The organism is Lysobacter korlensis, from assembly GCF_042434515.1.
Genome location: NZ_JBHLTG010000010.1, coordinates 162108 through 178484, shown reverse-complemented (window position 1 = coordinate 178484; position 16377 = coordinate 162108). Strand labels below are relative to the sequence as shown.

Genomic DNA, 16377 nt, shown 5'->3' with positions numbered 1-16377 from the left:
AGCCGCGTCCGCCGCGTCCGCCGCGTCCGATGCGTCCGCCGCGTCCGATGCGTCCGTCCGGGGCGGCGCGGCCGTGGTCGCGCTCGGCCTGGCCGCCGGCGCACCCCGGTCCGCGGATGCACCGGCGTCTTCGGGCGCCGCCGCGGGCGCCTCGGGACCGTCGATGACCGGCGGAGCCTGTTCGTTCTCCTGCGCCGTGCCTGGGCTGGCTGGCGGCCGGGAGGCGCGTCTCGGGACTTTGTCAGACACTGTCATCCTCGTCGAACGTCGTCGCGGGCGACCCGTCGTCGTCCTGATCGATCCGCCCACCGCGGCGGCCGGTCGGCACGGCCAGCAGCAGGGCGAGGCCGAGCGCGGCGGAACCGGCGGTGAGCGTGCCGACCCGCAAGGCGCCCCGGGGCTCGGCCGGTGGGGCCGCCTGCACCGTCTGGTCTGCGTCCGTGTACCTCCAGAGCAGCCCGTGAGCGGTGTCGCCGACCGGAACCAGCACGGGGCTGGCGTCGAGCGTCGCCGCGAGACGCATCGCCGATTCCCCGGCCTCGGCGCCCACGGCAGGCTCCAGCAGCACGAAGTCCAGGCCCAGCTCCTCGAGCGCCTTCCCGGCGGCGAAGCCGGTCTGGGTGCCGAGGTTCGCCGTCAGCTCGGCCAGACGTGCGCCTTCCGCGGTCAGCGCCCGGGAGGTCGAGGCGATCGTGGAACGGTCGTCGAGCGTCGTGCCCGCCCCGCGGTGGACCGTGGCCGCGATACCATCGTCGACCGTGCGGAGCACCAGCGTGCCGACGTGCGGGTCCGTGGCCGCCTCGGCGTCCACGAACGCGGGGAGCATGCGCCCCGTCGACGGGCCCACGGCGCCGGCCCCGGCGATCCCCTGCACCATCAGCGGTGCGGCGAGGGCAGCGGCGGTGACCGCGGTCGCCAGTGCGGGCGCGAACGCCACGCGACGCACCGGGTCGAGCGCCAGCGCCGCGGCGAGCAGCAGCCCCAGCCAGTAGAGGCTCAACCCGGTGCCCGGCCAGATCGCCACCGGGTCGCTGCCGGAGACCGCCACCGCGATCCTGGTCGCCGCGACGGCGGTGACGAGCCCCGCGATGGCGACGAGCAGCGGCGCGATCGCCTGAGACCTGCTGAACGGCGCCAGAACCGCCAGCACCACGAGCGGGGCGACCAGCGCCAGGGCGAGCACGAGGCCGAGCCCCGCCGGCAAGCCGCCGTCGGTGAGTGCCGTCCATCCGCCGAGCCCTTCGGACGGCATGCCCATCGCGAGCTGCCACGGCGGCGCGGCGGCATACGGAGCGGGGAGCCCCGGGTCGGCGAGGAGTCCGAGGGGGTTGCCTTCGGCGAGCTGCTGCACCAGCAGCGGCAGGAACAGCACGAGCGCAGGCACCGGGATCACGAGCATCCGCGACAGCTGTCGATGCCGCGCAACGGTCAGCGCGAGCCAGGCGAGCAGAAGCACCGGGGCGAGCACGGGCGCCGCCGCCGTGGTGCCCGCGAACAGCAGCGCTGCGGTGCCTGCGGCGGACCAGGAGCGCGCCGCCCCGAGTGCCGCCGCCACCAGCCAGGGCAGCAGCAGGTGGGCGAGCACAGCACCGAGCCGGCCCTCGGCGAGCGCGCTGAGGAAGGTCGGGGCGAGCGCCCAGGCGACCGCGGACAGCACGGCCGGCCAGGGCCGCACGGTGATGCGGGAGGCCGCGTACCAGGCGGCGAGACCGGCGAGCGGCAGGGACGTGAGATAGAGGAGCACCACGCTCGTCGACGGCGACCAGAACGTGAGGGAGCCGAGCACCGCCAGCAGGAAGGCGAACGGGTCCGCGGCTCCGCTGAATCCGAGGCCGACGTCACGCCAGCCGTATGCGGCGTTCGTCCACAGCTCCCCAACCGTCCCGCTGAGCGGGGCGAGTGCGCCGCCGGCGATCGCCGGGGCACCGAGCAGCCGGCCGAAGACGACGAGCCCGGTGATCGCCAGCGCGGCGACCACCCAGATCCCGCCGGCGGAGAGGAGGGAGGGGCGGGCGATCCCCACCGCCGACGCCCCGACACCCTCCGCGGTGGCATCGGCGCCGGCACGCCGGTCGCGCAGGGCCGCTCCCGTGAGGCGCAGCGGGGCGATCGCACCCCAGCCGACCCGGCGCTTCCGGCGGAGGTTGCGACGGGCGACCGCCACCGGGCCGAATGCGAACGCCGTGCGCAGCGCCGAGCGGAACTCGCCGCCGATGTGCTCGGGACGTTTCAGCACGAGATGCCAGACCGAGCGCAGCAGTGCGAGCGGCAGCAGGCTCAGCCAGTGGAGCGGAACCGCCCAGAATGGCGCGTAGACCATACGCCGGTGCAGCTGCGCGGTGCGCGCGAGCCTGCTGCGCACGCGGTCGGGAGCGCCGGGGCGCAGGAACTCCTCGGGTCCGCCGCCGCTCCGGATGCGCGCGGCCGGCACTCCGACCACGCGCGAGCCGGCAAGCCGCACGCGGACGCAGAAGTCGAGCGCCGCGTCGAAGGCGGCGAGGGCGGGGTCGAATCCGCGCAGCTCGGTCCAGGTGCTGCGCCGCACCAGCATCCCGCCGGCGGAGACGGCGAGCACATCGATCAGGGTGTCGTGCTGAGCCTGGTCGAGCTCGTTCTCGACGACCACCACGCTCGCGCCGAGCGACGTCATCGACTCGCCGTACCGGGCGATCGTGTCCGGAGCGTCGGCGCGCATCAGCTTCGGGCCGGCGACGGCGACGCTGGGCGCGACCTCGACCGCGGCGAGCAGCGCTCCGAGGGCACCGGGCTCCGGCTCGCTGTCTGCCGTGAGGATCCAGAGCCAATCCTCGGGCTGCTGCGCACCCTCGGCGGCGTTGAGCCCCGCCGTGACGGCGGCGCCGAGCGCCGACTTGCCGAGCAAGACGACCTGCCCTGCTCCCTCAGCGGCAAGCCGCGCGGGGGAATCGTCGGAGGATCCCGCGTCGACGGCGACCAGCGCGTCCGGCCCGCGGGTCTGGCTCCGCAGCGCCGCGAGCGTTCGCGAAAGCGCCTCGCCGCCGTTCCGGGCGACGAGAATCGCTGTGACTCTCGGCTGCATCACCGAAACACTAAAGGCGCGGGGGCCGGTTCCCCCCGAACCCCCGCGCCTGTCGTCAAGCTCGCCTTCGAATCAGGCGCGTTTACGGAGCTTTCGCCGCTCCCGCTCCGAGAGTCCGCCCCAGATGCCGAACCGCTCGTCATTCTGCAGTGCGTACTCCAGGCACTCCGCCCGGACCTCGCACGATCCGCAGATCTTCTTGGCGTCTCGCGTCGAGCCGCCCTTCTCGGGGAAGAACGCTTCCGGATCGGTCTGCGCGCACAGCGACTCGGACTGCCACGCGAGCGGGTCCTCCTCATCATCCGTACGTCGTCGTACCCCCGGTACCCCCAGCTGCACCGGATCGATGAACCAGTTCTCCGGAACCCCCCGGCGTTCTGTGATGGTCATCACACCGTCTCCCTTTTTTTCGGGCCCCCACAGCCCCGTTGGGATCAATTACAGCGGTGTAATTACACGTGCGTCAAGTCCGGGAATCTTAGAACCCTCGACCGGTAGATCAGGGTTGCGACGCATCGTCGGCGTGTCGCGACTCCGCGGCGAGCCGGGCCGCCCATGCGCTTTCGACCATGTCGCGCAGGCTGTGGCGCATCCGCCAGTCCAGGTCACGTGCGGCGAGGTCGCCGGATGCCACGACCCGCGCGGGGTCGCCCGGACGGCGCGGCGCGATCTCCGGCTCGAAGGCGGTCCCGGTGACCTCACCGATGGTGGTCATGATCTCCCGCACCGAGACCCCCTCACCGCTGCCCAGGTTGTATGCGGGCTCGATCGGCTCGCCTGCATCCAGCCGCCGCGCCGCCGCGACGTGCGAGACGGCGAGGTCCGCCACATGGACGTAGTCACGCACGTTCGTGCCGTCGGGGGTCGGGTAGTCGTCGCCGTTGATCTTCGGGATCCGGCCGCCGACGAGTGCGTCGAACACCAGCGGGAACAGGTTGTGCGGGCTCTTGTCGTAGACGGCCGGGTCGCCGGAGCCCACCACGTTGAAGTACCGCAACGACGTGTGGCGGAGCCCGACCGCGATCTCCTGATCGCGCAGGAGCCACTCGCCGATCAGCTTCGACTCGCCATACGGGGACTGCGGGCGCTTGGGCGTGTCTTCGGTGACGATGTCGGTCTCCGGGGTGCCGTAGACCGCAGCGCTCGAGGAGAAGACGACCCGGTCGACCCCGCGGTCCTGCATGGCCGCAAGGAGCACCGCCATTCCGGTGACGTTCTGCTCATAGGTGTGCAGCGGCCGCTGCACCGAGACGCCCGCATACTTGAATCCGGCGACGTGGATCACCCCGCGGACCGCGTGGTCGTCCAGCACCCGCTCGACGAGCCCGCCGTCGAGCACCGATCCGTGCACCAGCGGGACGTCGCGAGGCACGAAGCCGGTGTCGCCGCTGGAGAGGTCGTCGAGCACGACCGTGCCGAGCCCGGAGTCCTGCAGGGCGCGCACGACGTGCGCCCCGATGTAGCCGGCGCCGCCGGTCACGAGCCAAGTCATGCCGTCAACGCTAGTGCCAGCGAACGGCCGAATCCGCTGGCCCCGCGGAACGTGTGGGCACCCGGCAGTAGCCGTCGCGCGCGACGCCGACCATGGACGCGGAGACCGCCCAGAGCACCAGGGCGCCCACGGCGAACAGCACCAGTTCCATGGCAGAAAAGCTATGACTTGGCAGATTACGCCACGAGTGGCAGGATGGCCAGGATCCAGCACATTCCTGCCAGGAGGTGACCGTGCTCCAGAAAGTGGTCCTGCTCGCCCTGCCGGGGGTCGCCCCGTTCGAGTTCGGCGTCGTCTGCGAGGTCTTCGGCATCGACCGCAGCGACAGCGGCGGGCCGCGCTTCGACTTCACCATCGCGACGGCGGACCCCGGGCCGGTCCGAACCAGCATGGGCTACGACATGGTCATCTCGACAGGCCTCGAGGTGGCCGCCGACGCGGATCTCGTCGCCGTCCCGGCGCACACGGTCGAGGAGGTCGACGAGCGCTTCCTCGAGGTGGTGCGCGACGCGGAGCGGCGGGGGGCGTGGGTGCTCAGCGTCTGCAGCGGGGCGTTCGTGCTCGCCCAGGCCGGCATCCTCGACGGCCGACGGGCGACCACCCACTGGATGCACACCGACCGCCTTGCCCGGAACCACCCCGCCACCGAGGTGGACCCGGATGTGCTGTTCGTCGAGGACCGGCGCGTCGTCACGAGCGCCGGCACCGCGGCCGGGATCGATGCGGCGCTTCACCTGGTGCGCAAGGAGCACGGCGCCGCTGCCGCGAACGTCATCGCACGGCGCATGGTCGTGCCGCCGCAGCGGGACGGCGGGCAGAGCCAGTACATCGAGGCGCCCATCGCTGCAGCACCCGACGACTCCTTCGCGCGCGTGACGGAGTGGATGCTCCACCACCTCGATCAGGACCTGACCGTCGACCAGCTGGCCCGGAAGGCGCTCATGTCGTCGCGCACGTTCGCCCGCCGGTTCCGGGCGGACATGGGCACGACCCCGGCCGCCTGGCTCAACCGGCAGCGGCTGATCCGGGCGCAGCAGCTGCTCGAGCAGACCGACAGCGGCCTCGAGACCATCGCCCAGCAGACCGGCTTCGGCACCGCGGCCGTGATGCGCCACCACTTCCTCAAGGTGTTGCAGACCACGCCGACCGCGTACCGGCGCACGTTCGGCGCTCGCCAGGCCGGCTGAGTCCACGCCCTTCTTGGGTGATCGGGTTATGACGTCGTACCTGGTTCTGATCCGCGGCGTCAACGTCGGCGGCAAGAACACGGTGCCGATGGGCGAGCTGCGGAGGATGCTCGGCGATCTCGGCTTCGACGGCGTTTCGACGTACATCGCCAGCGGCAATGCCCTCCTTCGATCGGCGAAGCCGGGGGGCACGGTCGCATCCGAGATCGAGCGGGCACTTCCCGAGCGCTTCTCGCTGGACGGCGATGCGGCCAAGGTGCTGGTGCTGTCGAGCGACCAGCTCCGGCGCGTTGTCGCGGAGAAGCCGGCCGGGTTCGGGGAACAGCCGGAGAAGTATCACAGCGACGCGATATTCCTGATGGACATCACCCCGGCCGATGCGATGGCGGTCTTCAGCCCCCGGGAGGGCGTCGACCGGGTCTGGCCGGGCACCCAGGTGATCTACTTCCAGCGCCTGAGCGCCGATCGCACGAGAAGCCGGCTGAACCGCATCATGCTGTCGCCGCTCTACCAGTCGATGACGATTCGCAGCTGGAGCACCACCACGAGGCTGATGGCGCTGCTCGACGACGCGACCTGAGACGGAGCACGAAGAGCCGGTGCTCAGCTAGGCGTTCGTCGTCGCGACGAAGACCGTGCCAGACCCGGCGATCGTGAGCTCGCCCTCATCCGGCGAGATGTAGCAGGCCTCGGACCGCACCAGAGCGCGATCCGCGTGGCCGCCGCTCACATGAACGGCGCCGCCCGTGCAGAGCGCGATGGCCGGCCCGGGAAGCGGCACCCGAGCTTCGCCGCCACCGTCGACCATCACCTCGGCGAGCGCGAAATCGGGCACATCGGGCCGGAAGATCCGCACCCCGCTCGACGTCACTTCTGGTTCGAGGTACGGGATGGGACGCGGCGTGAAGTCGAGCACCTTCAGCAGCTCCGGCACGTCCACGTGCTTCGCGGTGAGCCCACCGCGCAGCACGTTGTCGGAGGCGGCCATCAGCTCGATCCCGAGGCCCTCGAGGTAGGCGTGGATGTTGCCGGCGGGGAGGTACAGCGCCTCTCCCCGGGAGAGCCGCACCGTGTTGAGCAGCAGCGAGATCACGATCCCCGGGTCACCGGGAAACCCCGCGGCCAGGCGCCGGACCGTCTCGAACTCCAGACCCTCGACCCCCGCCGCGCGGCGCGGCAGCTCGGCGACCAGCTCCTCGACACCCTCACCGCGTGTGATCAGCCACTTGAACACCGCCGGAAGCGAGCCGTCGCCGGTGAGCCGGCCGCGGAGATCCTCGAGTCCGGCGGACGCGGGCAGCCGGGCCAGCGACGCGAGGATCTCCGCAACCGGCCGGAAGCCGCACAGCGCGTCGAACGTATCGCTCACCGCGACAAGAAGCTCCGGCTTGTGGAACGGGTCCTTGTAGCTGCGGTTCGGCGCGTCGATCGGCACACCCGACGCCTCCTCCCGGGCGAAGCCCTCTTCAGCCTGCGCGGGAGTCGGATGCGCCTGCAGCGACAGCGGCGATGCGGCCGCGAGCACCTTGAGCAGGAACGGCAGCCGGTCGTCGAGCACAGTGCGAAGGTCGCCCGATCCGTCGGCAAGCCGGGCCGGGGAACCCGGGTGCGCTCCGAGCCAGAGCTCAGCCTCCGGCCCCCCCGACGGCGGTGTGCCGAGGAACTCGGGAATCGCTGTGCGAGATCCCCAGGCGTAGTCCCGCGGGGCATTGGTGATGCCTACAAACATGGGTCGTCGTTCCTCCCGGCCGGTTGGACCAAAGTACCAACCGGCTAGGAGACGGCCCGGGACGGATCGTACGCTCTTGGAGGTTTCGATACCCAGACGGTCCGTCGGACCGCCATCTCCCACAAGCACCGGTCCGACGAGGCAATGGAGCATCACGTGTCCTTCTCCCCCATCCCCAGCGACTTCTACGGGTTCGAGAACCTGCTCTCGGAGCGGGAGAAGAGCGTGCTGACCGAGCTGCGCGCCTACCTCGAGGCGGAGGTTCGGCCGATTGTGAACGAGCACTGGCTGAACGCCGAGTTCCCACGCCAGATCATCCAGCCGCTCGCCGACCTGAAGCTGTTCGGGATGCCGTGGGAGGAGACCCGCCCGTTCGAGAACTCCGCCGTCTTCCGCGGCTGGGTCGCGCTCGAGCTCGCCCGCATCGACGCCAGCGTGGCGACGTTCGTCGGTGTGCAGAACGGGCTCGCGATGGGGGCGATCGGCGTGGGCGGGGACGCGGCGCAGCGCGCCGAGTGGCTGCCGCGCATGGCGAGCGGCGAGGTGATCGGCGCCTTCGGCCTGACGGAACCGCTGAGCGGCTCGGACTCGGCGCAGGGGCTGCGCACGGTCGCGACCCGCGACGGTGACGGGTGGGTGCTGAACGGCGAGAAGCGGTGGATCGGGAACGCCACCTTCAGCGACATCACGGTCATCTGGGCGAAGAGCGCCGAGGACGGCCAGGTCAAAGGCTTTCTCGTGCCCACCGACACGCCCGGCTACCGGGCCGCGAAGATCGAGAACAAGCAGAGTCTCCGGATCGTGCAGAACGCCGACATCACGCTCGACAACGTCGTGGTGCCGGAATCGCTGCGGCTGCAGAACGTCAACTCCTTCCGCGAGACCGCTGCGGTGCTGCGCCTCACCCGCGCGGAGGTGGCGTGGGCGTCCGTCGGCAACTCCATCGGCGCGTATGAGGCCGCACTGAAGTACGCCGGCGACCGCATCCAGTTCGGCAAGCCGATCGCGTCCCACCAGCTCGTGCAGGACCTGCTGGTGAAGTGCATCGGCAACATCACGGCGTCCATCGGCATGGTGGTGCGGGTGAGCCAGATGCTCGACGAGGGGATCCAGCGCGACGAGCACGCGTCGCTCGCGAAGGCGTTCACGACGAGCCGGATGCGCGAGACCGTCGCGTGGGCCCGCGAGGTGTTCGGCGGCAACGGCATCGTGCTCGACCACGACGTGGCCCGATTCTTCGCCGATGCCGAGGCGATGTACTCCTACGAGGGCACACGTGAGATGAACACGCTGATCGTCGGCCGGGCGATCACCGGCAAGGCGGCGTTCGTCTGACCGGCGCGCCGCGGCGTCCGCGGCGGCGGACCCGGCCTGCCACCGGCGCACCGGTAGCCTTGTCGGCATGACCAGGGGCCGCGGTTACCGCACGGGCCTCGCCGCTCTGGTGCTCTTCACCGTCGCCGCGGGCGACTTCTGGCGGAACCTGCTCAGCTGGTACGGCTGGGCAGGGGTCACCGCGCTGCTCCTGACTGCGGTGCTCGTGGAGCTCGCGCGTGAGCGGCCGTCGCTGCGCCGGCTGCCTGCGCCGCTGCTGATCTTCTTGGGGCTTGCGACCATCTCCGTGGCATGGTCGGCCTACCCGGGGGCGACCCTCGCCGGCCTCGCGGCGACCTGGTTCACCGCAGCCGGCGGGGTGTTCCTCGCCCTCTGCCTCGCGGGCGACGAGCTCATCGGCGCCCTCAGCACGGCGCTGCGCTGGGTGCTCGGTCTCTCGCTCGTGTTCGAGGCGATCGTGGGCGTTTTCGTGCGCCGCCCGGTGCTGCCGGTGTTCCCGCCGTTCGACCCTGACGCCGGCGACATCCCCGACGCGTTCGCCTGGTCGCGCGCCGAGATGTTCACCGGCGGGGCCATCCAGGGCATCGTCGGCAACGCCAACCTGCTCGCCATGGTCGCCCTTGTGGCGCTGATCACGGTGGGGGTCCAGACTGCCGACGGCACGATCCGCCGGTCCCGCGGGTGGCTCTGGATGGCCATCGCCGTGCTCACCCTCGCGCTCACCCGGTCGGCTGCGGTGTTCGCGGCGGCCGCCGTGGTCGTCGGCGTGCTGGGACTCGCCGTGCTGGCGAGACGCCTTCCGCCCGCCGGCAGGTCCGCGGTCTTCTGGAGCGCCGCCGGCGCCCTCGCGGTCGTCGTGACCGCCGGGTTCGTCTTCGCCGAGCAGCTGCTCGACTTCCTCCGGCGGAACATCGACCTGACGCATCGCCTGGACATCTGGGCGACCGTGGCCGCCCTCGGCGCTGAGCGTCCGATCGCGGGCTGGGGGTGGGTGAGCCACTGGGCGCCGTGGGTGGAGCCCTTCGATGATCTGGTCGTCATCTCCGGCGTCACATATCTGCAGGCGCACAACGCGTGGGTGGACGTGGCCTTCCAGCTCGGCTGGATCGGGCTCCTCGTGTTCGGCGCGCTGCTCGCGACCGTGCTGGTGCGGTCCTGGTGGCTCGCCACCGACCCGCCGCAGATCACGGCGACCCGCACGGGACCGTACTCCGCGACGACGCTGCTGCCGCTGCTCGTCATCACGGCCCTGCTGGTGCAGAGCCTCGCGGAGAGCCGCATCCTCGTCGAGTTCGGCTGGACGCTGCTCGTGGTGCTCGCCATCCGCACGAAACGGGAGCAGCTTCCCGTCGCCCGTCCCCTTCCCGGGCAGTCGGCCGAGGTGGGCAGGTGACGCCCAGACGGTCGGCGGGGGAACGACTGGAGCTCTTCGCCGAGTTCGTGGCGACGCCGAGGTTCAACCGGGCGCTCACCGTCACGATCCTGACCTTCGCGTTCGCTGCCCACGCCGTGCGGGCACTCGTCGGATGGCCGGGTGCCATCGCCATCCTGGTGGCGCTCGACGTGCTCGCCGCGGTCTCCCTGTACGGACAGCGGGCGCGGATCGAGTGGCGGGGGCTGCTGCCGATCTCGCTGCTCGCGTTCTTCACCTGGATCGGGCTCAGCGTGCTGTGGAGCGAGTACACGTGGAGCACGATCGGCGGCGTCGCCTACGCCGCCGCCTTCGGGCTGCTCGGGATCTACCTGGCGCTCGGCCGTGATCTGATCCAGGTGGTCCGCGGCACCGGTGATGCGCTGCGCGCGCTGCTGCTCGTGTCGCTCGCTCTGGAGGTCGTCAGCGGGCTGCTGCTCGACACCCGCATCCCGTTCCTCGGCATCGCCGGCAACCTCGCGGCCGGCGGTCCCATCCAGGGCGTCGCCGGCACCCGCAACTACCTCGGGTTCCTCGCACTGCTCGCAGCTGTCACCTTCTTCGTCGAGTACCTGACCCGCTCCGTGTCGCGGAACCTCGCGGTGCTGTCGCTCACCGCGGCGCTGACCACGATCGCGCTGACCCGGTCGCCGGTCACCATCGCGTCGGCGGTCGTGCTGGCGCTCGCGATCCTCGCCCTCGCCGCGCTGCGGCGGTCACGCGGCGAGGTGCGCCGCTGGACGCAGGTCGGGCTCGGTGCCGCGGTGCTGCTGCTGGCCGGGATCGCCTGGGCGTCCCGGCGGCCGCTCGCCCAGATGCTGAACGCGGCGTCGGAGATCGAGTACCGGGTGGACCTCTGGTCGCGGATGAACGAGCGGCTGGGCGAGAACGCGATCCAGGGACTCGGCTGGGTCGGTCCCTGGCCCGTGCTGGTGGAGCCGTTCCGCACGCTCGGGCTGGAGGTGGGCCGGGTGCAGGCCACCGGGCTGTCCGCGATCTCCGACACGGTGCTGCAGGTCGGCGTGTTCGGCCTGCTGATCCTGGTGACCGCCGGCGGGCTGGCATTCTGGCGATCATGGGTCCTGGCATCCACGCAGCGGACGAAGGCGTACATCTGGCCGGCGCTGGTGCTGCTGCTGCTCGGCTCGACCAGCTTCGTCGAGAGCTACCTGCTTGCGGAGGGCGGCCTGCTCCTGCTCGTCACGATCGCCACGTCGGCGGCGCACCGGCTCTCCTGGCGGCACCGGCTGCCGCCGGCCGACGGGCCGGCCGGCGGCTGAGGCGCACCGGCCGGCCGCCGGCGCGGCGGCTCACTTGATCGGCGACCCGGTGCGGAAGTGCGACAGGAAGCTCGGGCCCACCACGATGTAGTTCGGCGGGGTGCCCGCCCGCAGCCGCCAATAGGCCGCCGGGGTGATCGGCTTCTTCGTGCCTCCCCATACGTAGTAGAGCTGCTTGGTCGAACCGTCGCGCAGGAACCGGCCCGCCGTGTCCTTGTTGGTGCTGAGCGCCTTGCAGGTCTCCGGCGCGAGCGCCGGGAAGCCGAACGGGTAGGCCGCAGCCACCTTCGGGTCGACCCGGTGGAAGCGCCCGTCGTTGCCGACCCACGGCACGCCGACGCAGGTGACGCCGATGGCGAGATTCTCCGTGGAGAGCGTGTACTGCGCGAACGTCGCCGCGTTCAGCTTCAGCGGGGATCGCACGGCCAGCTCATCGGCCGCCTTCGCGGTGATCGGCCGCAGCGTCCAGTTCCCGTCGACCAGCCAGATCCTGCCGTCAGCACTCCGCGCCGTGGTGCCCGGCGCCAGCGTGTAGGTGCCGTGCGGGACGGCAAGGATCGCCGCGATGGGGAACTCCACCGGTGCCGCGAGCCCGTAGGCGCGCGTCAGCATGGCGACGTCGGCCTCGTCCCAGATCCGGTATGCGGTGCCGGCGTCGACCAGGTACCAGCGGCCGTTCGGCAGGTGCGTGATGTACTTCCCGGTCCAGTCGCCGGCTGCGACGGGGATGTGCTGGATCAGTGCGTCGGGGACCACGGCCGCCCGCGCCGGATCCGCGAGGGGGAACGGCACCCGGCCATCCGGGGTCAGCACGAACAGCTCCCCGGTCGTGTCGCTCCGCACGAAATCGGTGAGCACGCCGCCCACCGGCACGGCGTCGACCGCCTTCGCCTCCATGACCTTCGGCGCCGCGAAGGAGTTCTCGAGCCGCAGCGAGGCGTACAGCGACGCCGGGATCGTCCAGCCCTTGCCGCCCGCGAGAACGGTGATCTCCGTGCCGGTGGCGTCGGTGACCGACTTCAACTCCGGGATGAACGGGGCTGCGAACGGGAGGTGGGCGATCGTCCGGTTGGAGAGGTAGAGCAGCTTCTCGATCGGGACTCCGGCCGCCACGTACGCGGAGGTGTCGTAGTACTCGTGACGGTGCCCGTCCGCGATGTAGTAGTTGTGCCCGAGGGTGTCCTTCACCCGTCGGGTCAACGCGGTCGCGGTGACCATCCGGTCGAGCTGGGCCGTCGTCAGCTTGGACGCGCCGCCACAGGTGAAGGCGTACGCGTGGGCCGTCGCGCAGCTGGAGACCGGGTACTTCTTGCCCTGATCGAGCAGGTAGTAGGTGCCCTCGGCGACGTCGGTGACCATCGGTCTCAGGGTTCCAGCCCCGCGGAACCTGTCCAGGTACGCCTGCGACACCGTCGTCACCTTGCCGAGCGCCGTCAGATCGTCGAGCCGGGGGGCATCCCCGACCCGGTACTTCAATTCACCCGCCACGAGGTAGACCGTGTCGGCAGCGGCCGTCTTGAAGAGGCTGTCTCCGCCGATCGGGGATCCGAACCAGTCCGAGTACATCCGCCAGAAGTTGCGATTGCCGTACGCGGAGCAGCTGTCGCCCACCCCGTAGAGGTTCCCCATCGCGGCGGCGTTCGGCTGGTACGGCGTGTAGTAGTAGAGCGCCGCGGTGGCGCGGTTCTTGATGACGACGTTCGTCCCGCCGCACGCGGCGTTCGGGTGGTACCGGACGTAGTTCGGCTGACCGACCTTGATCCAGGTGAACGAGCCGCGGCCGTACCACTTCAGCTGCCAGGCGGCCTTGTAGAGCTGGTTGAACAGGCCGGTGTGCAGACGCTGACAGTCCGCGGTGTCTGGGCAGCCCCATCCGGTCGCGAACGTGTAGTTGCGGGCGCTCGGCGCGGTGGACGTGACGAGGCTCTGCTCCTTCTCGAGCAGCACGATGAGCGCCCGCGGGCTGATGCCGCAGGCGTTCGCGATGTCGGTGATGATCTGCGCGGCGGTCCGGCCGGTCCTCGCGCTGAGTGCTTTGCAGGTGTCCGGCTCAGGCGCGGCGGCGACCGCGCGGGTGTTCTCCGTGTAGCTCTTGAGACACGTCGGTCCCGTCGTCGCCCGGCAGGCCGGCACCTTGGCGTTGAGGAAGCTCTGCACCTGCGCCGCCGTCATCGCACCGGAGTCGAAGAATGTGGCGTCGCTCATGATGAACCCGGGGTCGAACAGCGACGCGCTCGCCGCGTCGGCCGGCGGCGGCGGCGGAACGGTCACGCTGATCGGCACGATCACGCCGACCGCGAGGACCAGCGCCAGGGCGGCGCGAAGGGGTCGAAAGCGGCGTCCCTCGCTCGACGGCCGTGCGGAATCGGGCGCGCTGAACGCTCGTATCCGAATGCGTGCAGACTCGAACATGAGCGATTTCCCCCCGGCAATGCCAGCCCCGAGTGTAACCAGGGGCCTTCCTCCCGCGAGGGCCGCCGCGCGGTTTTCCGCGGTTCCGGCCCCGTTTTGCCCCATAATTGGGGGCAAGTCGATCCGTTCTCAGGGGGCCGAAGCGAACATGGCCGACGTTGAGCTGATCGTGCAGCCGGGCCTGCCGGAGTGGGGCGTCGACATTCCGGCGCTTCGCGAGGCGCTCGCTCGAGCCGGCGTGCGGATGTCGGGCCAGGCGTCGGACCGTGACCCCGCTCGCGCGGCGAAGGTGGTGGTCGGCGACCTGGAGGGGGTGGACGACCTCCTCGTCCGGCACGGCGGCTCCCGGCCGCTCGTGCTGCTTCAGGGCGACCACTTCCCGCACCTCCGCCCTCGGCTGAACCCGGCCGCCGGGTGGCAGGAGCGCGCGGCCGGCGTCGTCTTCTGCGTGTGGGGCGCGGCGGCGCGCGATGAGCTGGCCGCCCGGTTCCCGGATGCCCGCATCATCGTGACCGGGCTGCCCCGCGCCGACCCGGACCTGATCAAGCGCATGCCGCACGCGTCCCCGCCGCCGGTCGAGCGAAGCGGCGGCGTGCTGCTCCTCACCGCACCGGGGGCGCCGCTCGATCCGTCGCTGCGCGCGCTCGCCGAGCGGCTCGGGCCGCTGTTCGGAGACTCCGCCCGCGTCGGCGTACCGGCGGACTTGCTCGGCGCCGGCGGTGCGCCCCCAGCGGTCGCCGTCGCATCCTCCGCCGCCGGGTATGTTCCCGCGCTCCGTGCCGGCGTGCCGCTGATCGTGCTCGACCGACCGGGTGCCCCGAGGCGGCTCCCGGTGCTGAAGCACCACCTGGTGGCCCACGCGGACGATGTGGACCGCGCCGAGGAGCTGGTGGCGGCCACCCTGGCGACCGGCCGCTTCCAGGGCAACTCCGCCGGAGACCTGGTCGAGCGGTTCGTCGCCAGGGCCGACGGGGTGGACGATGCGGTCCGGGCGATCTCCGCCGCCGCGAGCGGCGTGGGCTCCACAATCTGGGCTGCCGGCGAAGCGGCCCAGACGCCGGCAGTGACCGGCCGGTGGGGCGCCCGCATCGCGGTGATCGGCGCGAACTTCGGCCGTGACGTCGGCCTCGCCATTCCGGTGATGACACTCGCCGAGAGCCTCACCGCGTCAGGCCGGACTACGGTGCGCTACCTCGACGCCCGCGCCTTCACCACCGAACGCCAATACCGCGAGTGGATCCAGCCGGACGACACCCTCCTCGTGAACGGGCTGGAGACCCTGACGACCGCGCCGGCGCTGCGCCGGTTCGTGCAGGGCAGGCTCGACGCCGGCGCGCGGGCGTTCGTGTACATCCACCTGACCGAGGCCGGACTCGAGCGTGAGCGCTCGCGCCGCCCGGGCGAGCTGGATGCCGCGCTCCGGCTGCTGCGCCGCTGCACGGTGCTGTGCGTCTCGGCATATCAGGAGCGGCTGTTCCGCGGGCTCGGGGTGCACCGCACCCGCGTCGTCTACAACACCAGCCCGACGCTCGCCGGCACGGCCGAGGCGTCGCCCCCCGCAGCCCGGCCGGTCCCGGACGCCCCGACGATCGTGATGGTGGGCACGGTGCAGGAGCGGAAGGGCGTGGACCTGTTCTCACGGGTCGCCGATCTGGCGGCGGAGCAGCATCCGGAGTGGCGCTTCGCGTGGGCGGGCGCGCCAACGGGACCGCTTCCTCCGGGGGTGCTGCAGTCGGATCGGGTCGCGTGGCTCGGCAGACTCGACCGCGACCGGATCGACGACCTGCTGCGCACGGCCGACGCCTTCTTCCTCTCCAGCCGGGACGACCCGATGCCGCTCGCCGTGGTGGAGGCGATCGGAGCGGGCCTGCGGGTGGTGAGCTTCGACCGCGTGGGCGCCTCCGAGATCCTCGCCGACGCCGACGGCTACGCCGCATTCGCGGAATACACCCCCGCTGCGGCGCTCCGCGCCATCGAGTCGGCGCTCGCCGCCGTCCCCGACCGCGAGCGCTGGCGCGAGGCGCGCTCCCGGTTCACCGTCGACGCGTTCGAGGAGCGGATGCGGAAGGCGCTCGAGGTGGAGCCGGCCGGCAGCGCGGGGCCGTCGCCGCTCGCCGAGGCGGTCCCGCCGGCGTTTCCCGTGCCCGTGGAGACGCTCGCCGACCCGGCACTCCCGCCGGCGCTGGGTTCGGTGCTCCGCCGGGCGGCTGGGCGCCACACTGTGGACCGAACCGCTCGGCTCGCACTCGCCGAGCGGCTCCTCGCCGCAGGAGACCTCACCGGCGCGCACGACGCGATGGCGGCGGCGCGGATCAGGAGACTGCCGAGGCAGCCTCAAGTGCACACCCTCGCGGCCCGTCTCCGGCAGGCGCAGCGGAAGCCGACGGTGCTCCGGGTCGCGTCTGCCGCGTACCGGCGATCGGTATCGTGGGGCAGGAGGTTCAGGAGCCTCGCGCACCAACGACGGTGAAGA

The 16377-nt window shown here is 71.6% G+C and carries 12 protein-coding genes and 1 pseudogene; 6 read left to right on the top strand and 7 right to left on the bottom strand.

Translation table 11 applies throughout. The features are described 5' to 3' along the window. From ACFFGH_RS29900 to ACFFGH_RS29880, 5 genes and pseudogenes are all read right to left on the bottom strand, one after another. Positions 1 to 249 (bottom strand): annotated as a pseudogene (locus ACFFGH_RS29900) (hypothetical protein); the annotation flags it as partial. Beyond that, positions 242 to 3058: a glycosyltransferase gene (locus tag ACFFGH_RS29895; protein ID WP_386675740.1), complete on the bottom strand. Its 2817-nt coding sequence runs from the start codon at positions 3056 to 3058 to the stop codon at positions 242 to 244. The gene ACFFGH_RS29895 and the pseudogene ACFFGH_RS29900, both read right to left, overlap by 8 nt. A 72-nt stretch (positions 3059 to 3130) precedes the next feature. After that, positions 3131 to 3448 (bottom strand): WhiB family transcriptional regulator, encoded by a 318-nt coding sequence (locus tag ACFFGH_RS29890; RefSeq protein WP_386675738.1) that lies wholly within the window; start codon positions 3446 to 3448, stop codon positions 3131 to 3133. 109 nt (positions 3449 to 3557) lie between these two features. Further along, entirely contained in the window at positions 3558 to 4550 is a 993-nt protein-coding gene (galE, locus tag ACFFGH_RS29885) for a UDP-glucose 4-epimerase GalE (RefSeq protein WP_386675736.1), read from the bottom strand. 10 nt (positions 4551 to 4560) lie between these two features. Beyond that, positions 4561 to 4701 carry a hypothetical protein gene (locus tag ACFFGH_RS29880; protein ID WP_386675734.1) on the bottom strand — a complete coding sequence of 47 codons (141 nt, stop codon included), beginning with the start codon at positions 4699 to 4701 and terminating at the stop codon, positions 4561 to 4563. Positions 4702 to 4783: 82 nt separating this feature from the next. On the opposite strand from ACFFGH_RS29880, the gene ACFFGH_RS29875 reads away from it, so the two are divergent. Together ACFFGH_RS29875 and ACFFGH_RS29870 are read left to right on the top strand one after the other, a co-directional pair. Further along, positions 4784 to 5737 carry a GlxA family transcriptional regulator gene (locus ACFFGH_RS29875; protein ID WP_386675732.1) on the top strand — a complete coding sequence of 318 codons (954 nt, stop codon included), beginning with the start codon at positions 4784 to 4786 and terminating at the stop codon, positions 5735 to 5737. A 28-nt stretch (positions 5738 to 5765) separates the two neighbouring features. Next, a complete protein-coding gene (locus ACFFGH_RS29870) occupies positions 5766 to 6317 on the top strand; it encodes a DUF1697 domain-containing protein (protein WP_386675730.1) in 552 nt (183 codons plus the stop codon). Between the two features lie 27 nt (positions 6318 to 6344). On the opposite strand, the gene manA is transcribed toward ACFFGH_RS29870, so the two are convergent. After that, positions 6345 to 7466, bottom strand: coding sequence for a mannose-6-phosphate isomerase, class I (gene manA / locus ACFFGH_RS29865; RefSeq protein ID WP_386675728.1), 1122 nt, complete (start codon positions 7464 to 7466; stop codon positions 6345 to 6347). Between the two features lie 156 nt (positions 7467 to 7622). Here manA and ACFFGH_RS29860 point away from each other — a divergent pair, with 156 nt between their 5' ends. From ACFFGH_RS29860 to ACFFGH_RS29850, 3 genes are all read left to right on the top strand, one after another. Beyond that, on the top strand, positions 7623 to 8801 hold the full coding sequence (locus ACFFGH_RS29860; protein ID WP_386675727.1) for an acyl-CoA dehydrogenase family protein: 1179 nt from the start codon (positions 7623 to 7625) through the stop codon (positions 8799 to 8801). A 67-nt stretch (positions 8802 to 8868) separates the two neighbouring features. Beyond that, positions 8869 to 10194, top strand: coding sequence for an O-antigen ligase family protein (locus ACFFGH_RS29855; protein WP_386675725.1), 1326 nt, complete (start codon positions 8869 to 8871; stop codon positions 10192 to 10194). Then, on the top strand, positions 10191 to 11492 hold the full coding sequence (locus ACFFGH_RS29850) for a hypothetical protein (protein WP_386675723.1): 1302 nt from the start codon (positions 10191 to 10193) through the stop codon (positions 11490 to 11492). Before ACFFGH_RS29855 ends, ACFFGH_RS29850 begins: the two co-directional genes overlap by 4 nt. 30 nt (positions 11493 to 11522) lie before the next feature. Here the strand turns inward: ACFFGH_RS29850 and ACFFGH_RS29845 are convergent, their stop codons facing one another. Beyond that, a complete protein-coding gene (locus ACFFGH_RS29845; RefSeq protein WP_386675721.1) occupies positions 11523 to 13904 on the bottom strand; it encodes a LasA N-terminal domain-containing protein in 2382 nt (793 codons plus the stop codon). A gap of 148 nt (positions 13905 to 14052) precedes the next feature. Between ACFFGH_RS29845 and ACFFGH_RS29840 the strand changes: the two genes are divergently transcribed. Next, the gene (locus tag ACFFGH_RS29840; RefSeq protein WP_386675719.1) at positions 14053 to 16374 is read left to right on the top strand and encodes a glycosyltransferase family 4 protein; all 2322 of its coding nucleotides are present in this window, start codon (positions 14053 to 14055) and stop codon (positions 16372 to 16374) included. Positions 16375 to 16377 lie beyond the last annotated feature (3 nt).

Excerpts from the sequence above, each read along its gene's own strand:
- ACFFGH_RS29890 (WP_386675738.1), bottom strand. The coding sequence starts at position 3,448 with ATGACCATCACAGAACGCCGGGGGGTTCCGGAGAACTGGTTCATCGAT.
- ACFFGH_RS29870 (WP_386675730.1), top strand. The coding sequence starts at position 5,766 with ATGACGTCGTACCTGGTTCTGATCCGCGGCGTCAACGTCGGCGGCAAG.
- manA (WP_386675728.1), bottom strand. The coding sequence starts at position 7,466 with ATGTTTGTAGGCATCACCAATGCCCCGCGGGACTACGCCTGGGGATCT.
- ACFFGH_RS29880 (WP_386675734.1), bottom strand. The coding sequence starts at position 4,701 with ATGGAACTGGTGCTGTTCGCCGTGGGCGCCCTGGTGCTCTGGGCGGTC.
- ACFFGH_RS29840 (WP_386675719.1), top strand. The coding sequence starts at position 14,053 with ATGGCCGACGTTGAGCTGATCGTGCAGCCGGGCCTGCCGGAGTGGGGC.
- galE (WP_386675736.1), bottom strand. The coding sequence starts at position 4,550 with ATGACTTGGCTCGTGACCGGCGGCGCCGGCTACATCGGGGCGCACGTC.
- ACFFGH_RS29845 (WP_386675721.1), bottom strand. The coding sequence starts at position 13,904 with ATGTTCGAGTCTGCACGCATTCGGATACGAGCGTTCAGCGCGCCCGAT.
- ACFFGH_RS29855 (WP_386675725.1), top strand. The coding sequence starts at position 8,869 with ATGACCAGGGGCCGCGGTTACCGCACGGGCCTCGCCGCTCTGGTGCTC.
- ACFFGH_RS29895 (WP_386675740.1), bottom strand. The coding sequence starts at position 3,058 with ATGCAGCCGAGAGTCACAGCGATTCTCGTCGCCCGGAACGGCGGCGAG.